The sequence below is a fragment of the Pseudomonas sp. 51_B genome, assembly GCF_017491595.1.
Taxonomy (GTDB): Bacteria; Pseudomonadota; Gammaproteobacteria; order Pseudomonadales; family Pseudomonadaceae; genus Aquipseudomonas; species Aquipseudomonas promysalinigenes.
Window position 1 is genome coordinate 141,269 of sequence record NZ_JAFGYW010000003.1, and the last position, 13,591, is coordinate 154,859.

The 13,591-nt window shown below is 60.6% G+C and carries 18 protein-coding genes; 8 read left to right on the plus strand and 10 right to left on the minus strand.

Features of this window, described 5'->3' with window-relative positions; all coding sequences use genetic code 11:
- The first annotated feature begins 232 nt into the window (after positions 1 to 232).
- The 5 genes from rimO to tsaA all read left to right on the plus strand — a co-directional run bounded on the left by rimO (position 233) and on the right by tsaA (position 4,208).
- On the plus strand, positions 233 to 1,564 hold the full coding sequence (rimO, locus tag J5M56_RS05865) for a 30S ribosomal protein S12 methylthiotransferase RimO (RefSeq protein WP_186478687.1): 1,332 nt from the start codon (positions 233 to 235) through the stop codon (positions 1,562 to 1,564).
- Between the two features lie 147 nt (positions 1,565 to 1,711).
- Positions 1,712 to 2,167 (plus strand): GNAT family N-acetyltransferase, encoded by a 456-nt coding sequence (locus J5M56_RS05870; protein WP_207870267.1) that lies wholly within the window; start codon positions 1,712 to 1,714, stop codon positions 2,165 to 2,167.
- A 119-nt stretch (positions 2,168 to 2,286) separates the two neighbouring features.
- Positions 2,287 to 2,997, plus strand: a complete 711-nt coding sequence (locus tag J5M56_RS05875; protein ID WP_186478689.1) for an rRNA pseudouridine synthase — start codon at positions 2,287 to 2,289, stop codon at positions 2,995 to 2,997.
- 47 nt (positions 2,998 to 3,044) lie between these two features.
- Positions 3,045 to 3,506, plus strand: a complete 462-nt coding sequence (locus J5M56_RS05880) for a DUF1456 family protein (RefSeq protein ID WP_060479475.1) — start codon at positions 3,045 to 3,047, stop codon at positions 3,504 to 3,506.
- A gap of 6 nt (positions 3,507 to 3,512) precedes the next feature.
- On the plus strand, positions 3,513 to 4,208 hold the full coding sequence (gene tsaA, locus J5M56_RS05885; RefSeq protein WP_186478690.1) for a tRNA (N6-threonylcarbamoyladenosine(37)-N6)-methyltransferase TrmO: 696 nt from the start codon (positions 3,513 to 3,515) through the stop codon (positions 4,206 to 4,208).
- 67 nt (positions 4,209 to 4,275) lie between these two features.
- Here the strand turns inward: tsaA and fpr are convergent, their stop codons facing one another.
- Positions 4,276 to 5,055: a ferredoxin-NADP reductase gene (fpr, locus tag J5M56_RS05890; RefSeq protein ID WP_060479477.1), complete on the minus strand. Its 780-nt coding sequence runs from the start codon at positions 5,053 to 5,055 to the stop codon at positions 4,276 to 4,278.
- A gap of 118 nt (positions 5,056 to 5,173) precedes the next feature.
- Here fpr and finR point away from each other — a divergent pair, with 118 nt between their 5' ends.
- On the plus strand, positions 5,174 to 6,100 hold the full coding sequence (finR, locus tag J5M56_RS05895) for a LysR family transcriptional regulator FinR (RefSeq protein ID WP_060479478.1): 927 nt from the start codon (positions 5,174 to 5,176) through the stop codon (positions 6,098 to 6,100).
- Here finR and J5M56_RS05900 read toward each other — a convergent pair.
- The 3 genes from J5M56_RS05900 to J5M56_RS05910 all read right to left on the minus strand — a co-directional run bounded on the left by J5M56_RS05900 (position 6,097) and on the right by J5M56_RS05910 (position 8,068).
- The gene (locus J5M56_RS05900) at positions 6,097 to 6,465 is read right to left on the minus strand and encodes a diacylglycerol kinase (RefSeq protein ID WP_060479479.1); all 369 of its coding nucleotides are present in this window, start codon (positions 6,463 to 6,465) and stop codon (positions 6,097 to 6,099) included. The genes finR and J5M56_RS05900 overlap by 4 nt on opposite strands.
- A gap of 72 nt (positions 6,466 to 6,537) precedes the next feature.
- On the minus strand, positions 6,538 to 7,188 hold the full coding sequence (gene erdR, locus J5M56_RS05905) for a response regulator transcription factor ErdR (protein WP_060479480.1): 651 nt from the start codon (positions 7,186 to 7,188) through the stop codon (positions 6,538 to 6,540).
- A 169-nt stretch (positions 7,189 to 7,357) separates the two neighbouring features.
- Positions 7,358 to 8,068: a tRNA-uridine aminocarboxypropyltransferase gene (locus J5M56_RS05910; protein WP_207870269.1), complete on the minus strand. Its 711-nt coding sequence runs from the start codon at positions 8,066 to 8,068 to the stop codon at positions 7,358 to 7,360.
- Between the two features lie 225 nt (positions 8,069 to 8,293).
- Here J5M56_RS05910 and J5M56_RS05915 point away from each other — a divergent pair, with 225 nt between their 5' ends.
- Positions 8,294 to 8,713 carry a quorum-sensing-regulated virulence factor family protein gene (locus J5M56_RS05915; RefSeq protein ID WP_060479482.1) on the plus strand — a complete coding sequence of 140 codons (420 nt, stop codon included), beginning with the start codon at positions 8,294 to 8,296 and terminating at the stop codon, positions 8,711 to 8,713.
- Here J5M56_RS05915 and J5M56_RS05920 read toward each other — a convergent pair whose 3' ends face one another.
- Entirely contained in the window at positions 8,714 to 8,917 is a 204-nt protein-coding gene (locus tag J5M56_RS05920; RefSeq protein ID WP_060479483.1) for a hypothetical protein, read from the minus strand. It abuts the gene before it with no gap.
- Between the two features lie 293 nt (positions 8,918 to 9,210).
- Here J5M56_RS05920 and J5M56_RS05925 point away from each other — a divergent pair, with 293 nt between their 5' ends.
- Positions 9,211 to 10,329 (plus strand): LOG family protein, encoded by a 1,119-nt coding sequence (locus J5M56_RS05925; RefSeq protein ID WP_207870271.1) that lies wholly within the window; start codon positions 9,211 to 9,213, stop codon positions 10,327 to 10,329.
- Between the two features lie 37 nt (positions 10,330 to 10,366).
- On the opposite strand, the gene recX is transcribed toward J5M56_RS05925, so the two are convergent.
- The 5 genes from recX to J5M56_RS05950 form a co-directional block, all read right to left on the minus strand.
- Positions 10,367 to 10,837 (minus strand): recombination regulator RecX, encoded by a 471-nt coding sequence (recX, locus tag J5M56_RS05930; RefSeq protein ID WP_060479485.1) that lies wholly within the window; start codon positions 10,835 to 10,837, stop codon positions 10,367 to 10,369.
- Between the two features lie 11 nt (positions 10,838 to 10,848).
- On the minus strand, positions 10,849 to 11,916 hold the full coding sequence (recA, locus tag J5M56_RS05935; RefSeq protein ID WP_060479486.1) for a recombinase RecA: 1,068 nt from the start codon (positions 11,914 to 11,916) through the stop codon (positions 10,849 to 10,851).
- Between the two features lie 103 nt (positions 11,917 to 12,019).
- Entirely contained in the window at positions 12,020 to 12,502 is a 483-nt protein-coding gene (locus J5M56_RS05940) for a CinA family protein (RefSeq protein WP_186478694.1), read from the minus strand.
- Positions 12,503 to 12,560: 58 nt separating this feature from the next.
- A complete protein-coding gene (locus tag J5M56_RS05945; RefSeq protein ID WP_207870274.1) occupies positions 12,561 to 13,037 on the minus strand; it encodes a lysis system i-spanin subunit Rz in 477 nt (158 codons plus the stop codon).
- Positions 13,034 to 13,582 carry a glycoside hydrolase family 19 protein gene (locus tag J5M56_RS05950; protein ID WP_186478696.1) on the minus strand — a complete coding sequence of 183 codons (549 nt, stop codon included), beginning with the start codon at positions 13,580 to 13,582 and terminating at the stop codon, positions 13,034 to 13,036. The genes J5M56_RS05945 and J5M56_RS05950 overlap by 4 nt, the downstream gene beginning before the upstream one ends.
- Between the last annotated feature and the right edge of the window lie 9 nt (positions 13,583 to 13,591).

Genomic DNA, 13,591 nt, shown 5'->3' on the forward strand with positions numbered 1-13,591 from the left:
ACACTCCCGCACATGGCCATCTAGACCGGTAGAATTCACAGGTGCGTCAGGGGCATGCAATTGCCACGACGCACTGGCGCGAAGCATAGCGCAGCGTTCGTCGTATTTCTGCTGGTCAAGCGACCGTACGCTCGCTAGAATTGCGCACTTTTTGATCAGAGGCGCCAAAAGCGCCCGTCAAGCTCGCACCCGGCTACGGCCGGGCGCACGGCATTCAATACCGAGGTTAGTCATGTCCACCACTCCCGCCACCCCCAAGGTTGGTTTCGTCAGCCTGGGCTGCCCCAAGGCCCTGGTCGATTCCGAGCGCATCCTGACCCAGCTGCGCATGGAAGGCTATGAAGTCGTACCTACCTATGAGGACGCCGATGTAGTGGTGGTCAACACTTGCGGCTTCATCGACAGCGCCAAGGCCGAGTCCCTTGAAGTGATCGGTGAAGCGATCAAGGAGAACGGCAAGGTCATCGTCACCGGTTGCATGGGTGTCGAAGAGGGCAGTATCCGTGATGTGCACCCAAGCGTGCTGTCGGTGACTGGCCCGCAACAGTACGAGCAGGTGGTCAGCGCCGTGCACGAAGTCGTGCCGCCACGCCAGGACCACAACCCGCTGATCGACCTGGTGCCGCCCCAAGGTGTCAAGCTGACCCCGCGCCACTACGCCTACCTGAAGATTTCCGAAGGCTGCAATCACAGCTGCAGCTTCTGCATCATCCCGTCGATGCGTGGCAAGCTGGTCAGCCGTCCGGTTGGCGAGGTGTTGAGCGAGGCGGAACGCCTGGTCAAGGCCGGCGTCAAGGAGATCCTGGTAATTTCCCAGGACACCAGCGCCTACGGCGTGGACGTCAAGTACAAGACTGACTTCTGGAACGGTCGGCCGGTCAAGACCCGTATGCTCGAACTTTGCGAAGCGCTGAGCAGCCTGGGCGCCTGGGTGCGTTTGCACTATGTGTACCCATACCCGAACGTCGACGACGTAATCCCACTGATGGCCGCCGGCAAGATCCTGCCGTACCTGGACATCCCGTTCCAGCATGCCAGCCCCAAGGTGCTCAAGTCGATGAAGCGCCCGGCCTTCGAAGACCGGACCCTGGCCCGCATCAAGAACTGGCGCGAGCAATGCCCTGAGCTGGTGATCCGCTCGACATTCATCGTCGGCTTCCCGGGCGAGACCGAAGAAGACTTCCAGTACCTGCTGGACTGGCTTACCGAAGCGCAGCTCGATCGTGTGGGCTGCTTCCAGTACTCGCCCGTCGAAGGCGCCCCGGCCAATGACTTGGGCCTTGAAGAAGTACCGGATGAGGTCAAGCAGGAGCGTTGGGACCGTTTCATGGCCCATCAGCAGGCCATCAGTGCTGCCCGCCTGCAACTGCGCATCGGCAAGGAAATCGAAGTGCTGATCGACGAAGTCGAAGAGCAGGGGTCGGTCGGCCGCAGTTTCTTCGACGCACCGGAGATCGATGGCAGTGTGTTCATCGACGGTGACCACGGCTTCAAGCCTGGCGACAAAGTCCGTTGCCGTGTGGTGGATGCCGATGAGTACGACATGTGGGCCGAGCCGGTTTAACCCCGGCGCTGCGTGATAAGCCCCTGCCGGCTTCCCAGCTTCGGGAACAACCGGCGGGGGCTTTTTTGTTCTCGTCGCAGCGCCTTTCATAATCCGTTCGGCAGCACGCCTGCTATGGTTCTTCCACCCCTTGGGAGAATCACCGCCATGGCTTCGATGCTGACGCTGCAAACGCCTGGTTACGGCGACTACGAGAAGCTGGTGCAGCTTTGGGAGGACTCGGTACGCGCCACCCATGACTTCCTGCCCGACGCCTACATTCTGCTATTGCGCGAGCACGTTCTGCGCCGCTACCTGGACGCGGTAATGCTGGTCTGTTGCAGGGATCGCCAGCGCATCCACGGTTTTGCAGGTGTCGCCAACGGTTGCGTACACATGCTGTTCGTGGCACCCGATTGTCGAGGCATGGGTGTTGGCAGGCGGCTACTGCGCTATGCGGTTGGCGAATTGAATGCCGAGCGCCTGGATGTCAACGAGCAGAACACCCAAGCCCTTGGTTTTTATTTGCACGAAGGCTTTGAAGTGGTCGGTCGCTCGGAAACGGATGGCCTGGGGCAGCCATATCCCCTACTCCACATGAGGCATATTCCTACAACGCGTTGATGTCGCGTCTGAAAATGTCGTGCCGTGCGCCCAATATGGCCGATTCGGCAGAGATTCCCATCATCAAGGGCGTACAGGCAGGTACAATGGTGGCCTTTCCCTGCCTTGCGAATGCCCCCATGTCCGAACCCGTCCGCCTGTCCAAACGCCTCATCGAGCAGCTCGGTTGCTCACGCCGCGAGGCCGAGTTGTACATCGAAGGCGGCTGGGTCGCGGTCGATGGCGTGGTAGTCGAGCAGCCTCAGTTCAAAGTCGACACTCAACAGGTCGAGCTGCTGCCCGGAGCACGCGCCGAAGCACTGGACCCTGTCACCCTGCTGGCGCATCAGGCGGCCGGTGCTGACAGCGAGACAACCCGCACCCACCTCAACATGGGCAACCTCAGCGAGGCTCACCGCGAGGGTGTACGCCCCCTGCACGGCCACTTTGCTCGGCTGTCCTGCCTGGCGCCGCTGGAACGTGGCGCCAGCGGCCTGCAGGTGTTCACCCAAGACTGGCGAGTGACTCGCAAGATCGACGCCGACCTGCGCCGCATGGAGCAGGAATACATCATCGAAGTTCGCGGCCAGACCACTGCTCAAGCCCTGGAGCGCCTGGCGCGCGGCGCCACGCGCAATGACCGCGAGCTGCCCAAGGCCAAGGCCAGTTGGCAGAACGAGACCCACCTGCGCCTGGTCGTGAAAAACCCGCAACCTGGGCAGATCGCCGAATTGTGCGCTTACCTGCGCCTGGAGGTGCTAGGCATGCGCCGCATTCGCATGGGGGGTGTGTCGATGGGCAAGCTGCCCGTTGGGCAGTGGCGCTACCTGGCGGCCACCGAACGTTTTTAAGCAATACGCCACGCCCCGGCGTGGCTACTGAACAGGATTTATCAGCAATGAACCACAACGATGTCCTGCGCAGCCTGCGCTACATGCTGAAGGTGAATGACGCCAAGATGGCCGAAATCATCGCGCTGTCCGGCCTCGAAGTTAACCCGATCGTGCTTGCAACCTACCTCAAGAAAGAAGACGAAGCCGGCTTCGTGCGTTGCCCGGAGCGGGTCATGGCACACTTTCTTGACGGTTTGGTGATCCACCGCCGTGGCAAGGACGATAGCCGCCCACCGCAGCCGGTCGAGCTTCCAGTGACCAACAACACCATCCTGAAAAAGCTGCGGGTGGCCTTCGAGCTCAAGGAAGAGGACTTGCACTCGATCCTCAAGTCGGTCAACTTCCCGGTGTCCAAGCCGGAACTGAGCGCCTTGTTCCGTAAGGTCGGGCATGACAACTATCGCCCATGTGGCGACCAATTGCTGCGTAACTTCCTCAAGGGACTGACCCTTCGCGTGCGCGGCTGAGTGACCATGCAGCACACCGTTGAGCCGGTCGGCATCGTTCATTCCTGCTTCAAGGAGAAGTTCGCCATCCCACGTCAGCCCCAGCTGGCGCCAGCCGCCCGCGGGGTGCTGGAATTGCTGCCGCCGTTCGATCAGGGCGATGCGGTGGCTGGGCTGGAGCAGGTCAGCCATGTGTGGTTGCTGTTCCTGTTCCACCAGGCACTGGAAGACAAGCCCCGCCTGAAGGTTCGGCCACCGCGCCTGGGCGGTAACAAGACGATGGGCGTATTCGCCACCCGCGCCACCCACCGCCCCAATGGTATCGGCCAATCGGTGGTGCGCTTGGAAGCCGTGGAACCAGGGCGGCTGCTGTTATCCGGGATCGACCTACTGGACGGTACTCCGGTACTGGATATCAAGCCCTATGTACCTTATGCCGACAGTGTTGCCGGGGCGAGCAACCTGATGGCCAGCGAGCCACCTGCGGCCATCGAAGTCAGCTGGAACGACGGTGCCCTACCCCAGGCCCATGCACATGGGCTACGCCTTGGCCAGCCGCTGATGGAGCTGATCGAGCAGTGCCTGGCACAGGACCCCCGCCCCGCCTATCAGGTGCCACCGCCTGAGCGGGTGTACGGGGTGAAGTTCTGGGACGTGCAGGTGCGCTGGCACTATCCCCAGCCAGGCCACATACAGGTACTGGAGGTCGTCAAGGAAGGTTGAGCTCACCGCCTTGCACCAATAAAAAAACGCAGACCTGGGTCTGCGTTTTTTCGATCCGACATACGTCTTATTTCTCGACGAAGGCGCGCTCGATCAGGTAGTCGCCAGGCTCACGCATACGCGGCGAAACCTTCAGACCGAAGCTGTCGAGCACTTCGCTGGTCTCGTCGAGCATGCTCGGGCTGCCGCAGATCATGGCGCGGTCGTCTTCTGGGTTGATCGGCGGCAGTCCGATGTCGCTGAACAGCTTGCCACTGCGCATCAGGTCAGTCAGACGGCCCTGATTCTCGAAGGGTTCGCGGGTCACGGTGGGGTAGTAGATCAGTTTTTCACGCACCGACTCGCCGAAGAATTCGTTCTGCGGCAGGTGTTCGGTGATGAATTCGCGGTAGGCCACTTCGTTGACGTAGCGAACACCGTGAACCAGGATCACCTTTTCGAAGCGCTCGTAGGTTTCCGGGTCCTGAATGACACTCATGAACGGCGCAAGGCCAGTGCCAGTGCTCAACAGGTACAGGTGCTTGCCCGGCTTGAGGTCGTCGAGTACCAGGGTACCTGTAGGCTTCTTGCTGATGATGATCTCATCGCCCTCCTTCAGGTGCTGCAGCTGCGAGGTCAGCGGGCCGTCCGGGACCTTGATGCTGAAGAACTCCAGGTGCTCTTCCCAGTTCGGCGAAGCGATGGAGTAGGCGCGCATGAGCGGACGGCCGTTGTCTTGTTGCAGGCCGATCATCACGAACTGACCGTTCTCGAAGCGCAGGCCCGGGTCGCGGGTGCACTTGAAGCTGAACAGGGTGTCGTTCCAGTGATGCACACTGAGGACACGTTCGTGGTTCATGTTGCTCATGTAAAGGGCTCCTGAAGAAAAACGCAGCGCGTAAGACGCGCAGTTGCGCGATAGTTTAGGGGCAGCCACAATATCTGTTAACTGAATTATCAAGATATGTGTTATCGGTTATATCGATATGCGATTTACTCTACGCCAGCTCCAGGTATTCGTCGCCGTCGCCCAGCACCAGAGCGTGTCACGGGCGGCGAGCGTGCTATCGCTTTCGCAGTCTGCGGCCAGCACATCCATCACCGAGCTGGAACGTCAGTCGAGTTGCCAACTGTTCGACCGCGCCGGCAAGCGTCTGGCCCTCAATGCCCTTGGCCACCAGTTGCTGCCCCAAGCCGTTGCCCTATTGGACCAAGCCAAAGAGATCGAAGACCTGCTAAATGGTAAGTCCGGCTTTGGCTCACTGGCAGTTGGCGCTACGCTGACTATCGGCAATTACCTGGCCACGCTGCTGATCGGCAGCTTTATGCAGGTTCACCCGGAAAGCCAGGTGAAGTTGCATGTCCAGAACACCGCGCACATCGTGCACCAAGTGGCGCAATACGAAATTGACCTGGGTCTTATCGAAGGCGACTGCAACCACCCGGACCTGGAAGTGCAGCCCTGGGTAGAGGACGAACTGGTGGTGTTCTGCGCACCGCAACACCCCCTTGCCAAAGCCGGGCACGCCGATGTCGAAACCCTTTCGCAGGAGGCCTGGATATTGCGCGAGCAAGGCTCGGGCACCCGCTTGACCTTCGATCAGGCCATGCGACATCACCGCACAAGCCTGAACATCCGCTTGGAACTGGAACACACCGAGGCGATCAAGCGAGCCGTGGAATCCGGCCTTGGGATTGGCTGCATCTCGCGCCTGGCGCTGCGGGATGCATTCCGCCGCGGCAGCCTGGTACCTGTGGAAACCCCGGAGCTGGACCTGATGCGCCAGTTCTACTTCATCTGGCACAAACAGAAGTATCAGACTTCGGCGATGCGTGAATTCCTGGATCTGTGCCGCAACTTCACAGCCGGCTTCACCCGTAGTGACGAAATCGTCCTACCGGCGATTGCCTAAAGCAGAATCACGCCCCACACCAGGGCAACCATGGTCAAGGCTACCAACTGTGCTGCGCTACCCATGTCCTTGGCGTTTTTCGACAAGGGATGACGCTCCAGCGAAATGCGATCAATGGCCGCCTCCACTGCCGAGTTGAACAACTCGACAATCAGCCCAAGCAGGCACACGGCTACCATGATCGCCCGCTCTGCACGGCTGACCGGCAGCCAGAAAGCGATCGGGATCAGCACTACATTGAGCAATACCAACTGGCGGAACGCGGCCTCGCCCTTGAAGGCGGCGCGCAGGCCGTCCAGCGAATAGCCGGCAGCGTTGAAGATGCGTTTCAGGCCGGTCTGGCCTTTGAATGGCGATGGCGTCATGTGAGTCACTTCACAGCAGAAAGGCCGCAGACTAGTGCGGCAGGGGTCAAAAAAGCGTGAACACTGAAGCGCTCAGCTGCTGGCAACCGATTCAAGTTGTTGCAGTAGCAGCGCGGCCTGGGTTCGGGTACGCACCCCAAGCTTGCGGAAGATCGCCGTGACGTGGGCCTTGATGGTCGCTTCGGACACACTCAGCTCGTAGGCGATCTGCTTGTTCAGCAAGCCTTCACAGACCATGGTCAGCACTCGAAACTGCTGTGGCGTGAGGCTGGCCAGCCCTTCGCTGGCAGCCTTGGCTTCGGCCGAGACATCGACCTTTTCGAAAGCCTGCGCTGGCCACCAGACCTCGCCATCGAGCACCTTCCTCACAGCGTCCTGAATGACTTCCAGGCCACTGGACTTGGGAATGAAGCCGCTGGCACCGAACTCGCGGGACTTCACCACAACCGCGGCTTCCTCCTGAGCCGAAACCATCACCACCGGAATTTGCGGATACTGACCACGTAGCAGCACCAGCCCCGAGAAGCCATAGGCTCCCGGCATGTTCAGGTCGAGCAGCACCAAGTCCCAATCGGCTTTTTCGCTCAGGCGGGTCTCCAGTTCGGCGATGCTCGCCACCTCAACCAGGCGCACGTCCGCACCCAGGCCAAGGGTAACGGCCTGGCGCAGAGCGCTACGAAACAGCGGGTGGTCATCGGCTATCAGGATTTCGTAAGTGGCCATCTATCTATGGATCCTGTTCTGTTCCAGGCGCATAGAGTAGGGAAGCGCCTGGGGGGAATCGGCGCCAGGGATACCGAGCACGGAGGGCATACCCACGCCCCTGCCTGCTTGCCCATCCCGGCTGCCAGCCCCAACATTATGTACCAAATAAGGGTCTATGCCCCTTGGACTATAGGAAGGTATGCAAACGCTGGTGGATGTCGTCCTGTTCATCCACCGGCAGCCGCCGCTTGCCGCTCAGGTAATGCAGGCTGAATACGTCCAAATAAGCATCCAGTGCCTGCGAAGCCTGAGTGTCCCCGGCCAGGTCCAGGCACATTGCAGCGACCTCGGCAGTGCAGAAATGGTCATCGCGTTTGGACCGACGCAGGCGATAGCGTGACATCTGCTCGGCTTGCAGGCTCAGAACCGGAAACCGATCAAGATACGGGCTCTTGCGGAACATCTTGCGAGCTTCGGTCCAAGTGGCATCGAGCAGGATGAACAACGGGCGCTTGCCCGGTTCACCTACCACCTCGCTCACCACCCGCTCCTGGGCAACGAACTCGCCGGGGAAGACGATAAAAGGCTGCCATTGCGGGTCGTCGAGCAGCGCCAAGAGGCGGTCATCCACCGACGTGCGCGACCAGCCGAAGGCGCAGGTGTCCTCGATCAGGTCAGCGATCAACCAGCCGGTGTTGGTCGGTTTCAATGGCTCGGTGTCATGCATGATCAAGCACACGCCTGAGTCGGCCTGCACCTTGGGCTTCCAGGCGCATAAGCAATGGGTGGCGATCACCCGGCAAGCAGGGCAACGCTCGGCGCGCGATCCACGGGCGATGAAAGGCTTGTTGCTACGCGCCAGGCGCTCGGCACGCAAGCGTGCTACTGCATGGCTCATGCTCGCGAACCGGTGACGGGATGGTAACTGAACACGGGGGGTAACTCGGCAAAAGCAAAGCGCTAGTCTAGCAGAGCCCGCGTCATTTGGCCGTGCAGCGAGGGGGGCGTGCCCCTATAATCGGCGTCATTGGCCAACCTGGACGTGCCTGCGATGCAGCGCCTTTCATGGAACGCCCGCCGCCGGCGCATGTCAAAGCGCCAGTTATCGAACCAGGAGAGATTCATGCTGCGTTTTATCGTCCCGGCCCTGAGCCTGTTGCTGACCCTGCCACTGGTAGCCCAGGCCGCCTCCAAGCAGGAGTTCGAGCTCAACAAGCTGCTGCAGAAGGTGGCCACTCAAAGCAGTGTCGGCACTCCCCGCGCCATCAATGAAGACATCCTCGACCAGGGCTACACCGTAGAAGGCAAGGCGCTGGTCAACCACCTGAGCGTGCGCCCCGAGCATGCCGCGCGTATGCAGGAAAACCCTGCGCAAGTGCGTAGCCAGCTGGGCGATAGCGTTTGCCGCAATAGTGGGTTCCGTAACCTGATGTCCAAAGGTGCGGTGATGGTCTACCGGTTCAGCGTGTACAAGACCAATCAACCGGTCATGGACCAGGCCTTCGATGCCGCCAGTTGCACCGCTGGCAACAAAAAGAAGTAGCTAGGTCGCCTGCTCCCCTGCCGCGCGCTGCGGCTCTTCCTCGGCGCGCATCTCTGCCAGCACGGCCTGCACATAACGTGACTGGCACTCCAGCGCTGCCAACCTACGGCGGCATTCAACTTCCAGGCTTACATGGTGTGCCTGAGCGGCATTTTCCAGCTGCTGGTAGAGCTGCCGGTCTACTTCGATGACCAAGCGATGCATACCGCCACCTCCCGCATCGGCACCTTTCGCTTCTCCAGTTAACCAAACCCTCCGTGCCCATGGTTGCGGGCCGACGAGCGGCCAAGTCATTCGGCCCGGCGCGATGAAGCGCAACGGTCTAGATTGATAGCGAAGCCCCTGAAAAATCAAAACAGCCTGCATCACGGCCTTGAAGGCCCACTGCAATGCTCGAGATGCACACTCGAGTCACGGCAGCCAGCGACACACGTAGTGTCGCGGCCGAGCCAGATCATCGGCCCGGTCAGAGGTTTTGCTGCAGAAGGAGACGTTGAATGCCTTACCAATCCAATGAGCTGCTGTTCAATCACTTCAGAGAACACGGCATCGACTTGAGTACGATCGACCAACAACTGCAACTGGTCGCCCCCAATAGCCCTAACCTGCCCCTCTACCGCGACATGATGCTAACGGTCTTGCGCATGGCCCATGACGACGCTGACCGCTGGAACGCGAAGATCACCCTGCAGGCTTTGCGCGAACTGGACCACTCGTTCCGAATGCTTCAGCGCTACCGCGGGCGTCGCAAGGTCACCGTGTTCGGCTCTGCTCGTACGCCTGTGGAACACCCCATGTATGCACTGGCCCGGGAGCTTGGAGCAACCCTCGCCCGGTCCAACCTCATGGTGATTACCGGAGCAGGGGGTGGCATCATGGCTGCGGCCCACGAAGGCGCCGGCAGTGACCACAGTCTTGGCTTCAACATCACCCTACCTTTCGAACAGCATGCCAACCCAACGGTTGATGGCACCGATAAGCTGCTGCCGTTCCACTTTTTCTTCATCCGCAAACTGTTCTTCGTCAAGGAAGCAGACGCGTTGGTACTCTGCCCCGGCGGCTTCGGCACACTGGATGAAGCACTCGAGGTACTGACTCTGATCCAAACCGGCAAAAGCCCGCTGGTGCCAGTGGTGTTGCTGGACTCCCCAGGTGGCTCATTCTGGCGTGACTGCCTGAACTTCATTAGCCATCAACTCGAAGAGAACCGCTATATCCTGCCCACTGACTTGAAGCTGGTGCGCCTGGTGCATAGCGCTGACGAGGCCGTTGAAGAAATCAACCAGTTCTACAGTAACTACCACTCCAGCCGCTGGCTGAAAAATCAGTTCGTGATTCGCATGCATCACCGGCTAAACGAAGCCGCATTGCATGACATCGAGGAGGGATTTGCCGACTTGCGCCTGAGCGGTCGGTATCATCAACAGGCCGACAGCGGAGCCGAAAACGAGGTAGGCAACTTCAGCCACCTCACACGCCTGACATTCGCGTTCAATGGCCGTGATCAAGGGCGCCTTAGGGAACTGGTGGATTTCATCAACTTGCCAGAAAACTGGGCCAAGCCAGAACCGATGCATACCACCCAGCGGGCGCGGGAGGCATTGAAGGTCAGCTAGTGGCGGCGCGAAGCGCCTATGGGGTTACAAGCCTGACCTAATAGTCGTCCAAATCCCGACCGCTGAGCAGTCGGCCGATCAAGTCCATGGGAAACCCGCGGTAGGCAAGAAACCGAGTTTGCTGGGCACGACTTCGAGGGTCATGGGGACGCTGCCCTGCAAACTTTCGCTGCCAGGTATCGCGCAACAGCCTCGCCCAGTCCACTTCGCTCTCACGCAGTGCCTGTTCGATATCGCTACGACTCAGGCCGCGCTGGCCCAACTCCTCGCGAATGCGCGCAGGGCCATAGCCAGCACCGGAGCGGTAACGGATGAAACTTTCTAGATACCGGGCTTCGCTAAGCAGCCCTTCTTCGGCAAGCCGATCGAGCGCAGGCTCGATCAGCTCGTCCGACGCTCCGCGTTGACGCAGCTTGCGCGTCAACTCGACGCGACCATGCTCGCGACGAGCGAGCAGGTCCATGGCTGTCCGCCTGACGGCGACGGGGGTGTCTAGCACGGCGGACATACCAGCAGCTATCAGTAACCAGCGTCGGCGTCAGCCATGTCGTCGGCATCGGCTTCGACGGCAGCAGCCTTGCCCGCAGCAGCAACAGCGCCCGCGTTCAGCAGCTTCTCGCGAATCTGACGCTCGATTTCAGTGCCAATAGCCGGGTTTTCGTGCAAGTACTTGGCGGCGTTAGCTTTGCCCTGGCCAATTTTGTTGCCTTGGTAGCTGTACCAGGCGCCAGACTTCTCGACCAGGCCTTGAGCTACACCCAGGTCGATAATCTCACCGTTACGGTAGATACCTTTGCCGTACAGAATCTGGAACTCGGCCTGACGGAACGGAGGCGAAACCTTGTTCTTGACGATTTTGACACGGGTTTCGCTGCCGACCACTTCGTCGCCTTCCTTGACCGCGCCGGTACGACGGATGTCCAAGCGTACGGAGGCGTAGAACTTAAGGGCGTTACCACCGGTGGTGGTTTCCGGGCTACCGAACATCACACCGATCTTCATACGAATCTGGTTGATGAAGATGACCAGGCAGTTGGCGTTCTTGATGTTACCGGTGATTTTGCGCAGCGCCTGGGACATCAGGCGCGCCTGCAGACCCACGTGCATATCACCCATTTCGCCTTCGATCTCGGCCTTGGGCACCAGTGCAGCCACGGAGTCGACGATGATCACGTCAACCGCGTTGGAGCGCACCAGCATGTCGGTGATCTCCAGCGCCTGCTCGCCGGTATCCGGCTGGGAAACCAGAAGGTCATCGACGTTGACGCCCAGCTTGCCAGCGTATTCGGGGTCGAGTGCGTGTTCGGCGTCGACGAATGCGCAGGTAGCGCCGTTTTTCTGGGCTTCGGCAATGACCGAGAGGGTCAGCGTGGTTTTACCCGAAGACTCCGGACCATAGATTTCGACGATACGCCCTTTTGGCAGACCGCCAATACCGAGCGCGATATCCAGGCCCAGGGAGCCGGTAGAGATCGCCGGGATGGCCTGACGTTCGTGATCGCCCATGCGCATGACTGCGCCCTTACCGAATTGGCGTTCGATTTGACCCAGGGCCGCAGCCAAGGCGCGCTTCTTGTTGTCGTCCATTGAAATCCTCACGTGTTCGACTTGGCCCTGACGGCCGGAATACCTGTATAAGTAGCCAGTATTATTCCACAGGCAAGCGCGCGAGCAAACCCCTGTCGTCGATTTACTCGGCACCAAGCTGTAACAAGCCGTCTAACGCGGCGATCACCGTCTGTCGACGCACGGCGTCACGGTCACCGTTGAAGTGCCGGCGCTCACTATTGACCTGGCTGCCATCGGCCCAGGCAATCCAGACAGTGCCCACCGGTTTAGCGGGCGAACCGCCATCGGGCCCGGCCACGCCGCTGACCGCCACCGCAAACCGCGCACCACTGGCAGCCTGGGCACCTCGAACCATGGCTTCCACTACCTCCTGGCTGACCGCACCAACCTGGGCGAACAGCGCCTCGGGCACGCCCAACTGCCGTGTTTTCTGGGCATTGGAATAGGTCACGTAGCCGGCTTCGAACCAGCCCGAGCTGCCGGGCACCCGGGTTATGGCCTCGGCAATGCCGCCGCCAGTGCAAGATTCGGCTGTGGTCACTTGGGCATTCAAAAGGCGCAGATGTTCGCCCAGGCGGGTGGATAAGGCGGTGATCGGGTCCATGGCGAGCTCCTTCAAGGCTGCGCACTACCCTACCACCCTGATAGCGCCAGGCAAGGGCTCAGGGCCGCAAGCCACGAACATACGCCTGACAGGCCCGCAGCGCGATCAGTCCTCTGTCGCCTTCGTCGGTGATGGCGATAATTCGTCGAGCATGCGCCGGCTCAAGTCCGACGCGTACGGTTGCATGATCCACCCCGCCGGCGCTGGCGGCGGCGGGCACTGGGCTGCAGAGGGTGTCGCGCTCGACGAGGACCGACAGCCGCAGATCGGCAGTAGCAAGGCGGTCACGCAGGCGAGCCTGAGCATGTTGTGCATCGGCAAGCTCCTTGAAATGACGGGTTTCACTTTCCGCCAGACGCTGCTCCAGTGCCTGACGCCGCTCGCGCTCAGCCAGCAGCCGGGCAATTTCGCCGCTGGCCTGTGCTTGCTCCAACTGTGCCAATTGCCGCCCGTAGCGCCAGCCTTGCACCTGCCAGGCCAGCACGGCAGCCAGCGCCAGCAGCAGCGTGCCAAGCGCCAACTGCACACGGCTCAACACAGCACCTCACGTGCACGCGCCCAGAGCTTCAGCCGGGCCTGCAACCCATTGAGCCCACCGTTGATGTGCCGCGTGATGCGGTTGAACTCGCCGCGATCGGCCAGGGTATTGAGCCCTCTGGAGTGCCAGAACCATGCCGCCGATTCGCAGGCCCAGCGCGGCTGCTCGAGCAACTGCGGTTGCACCAGCAGGCGCTCGTCGCCGAACAGCGCACGGCTGCAAGCCTGGTAGTTGTTACGCCCGGTCACTTGGATCAGGCCGCGCCCGCAATACAACTGGCCGTCGCCATCGGCCTGCGGTGTGTTGCCCAGGCGCAAGGCCAGGCTGCCGGTGTCATAGCGCGCAAGGTAGCGGTCGTTGCCCAGTTCCTTCACATAGCGGAACTGGCCGGACTCATGGCCAACCTGGGCGAGGAAAGCCGCCACGCGCATAGGATTGTCGATCTCCCAGCGTGGCAGGGTGATATTGAGTGCCGCAAGAAAAACGCCCGCAACAGGGCGGGCGTTCGGCAGAATCTGCAACAATTGCGTTTCGGTGAGCATGTCTGACAC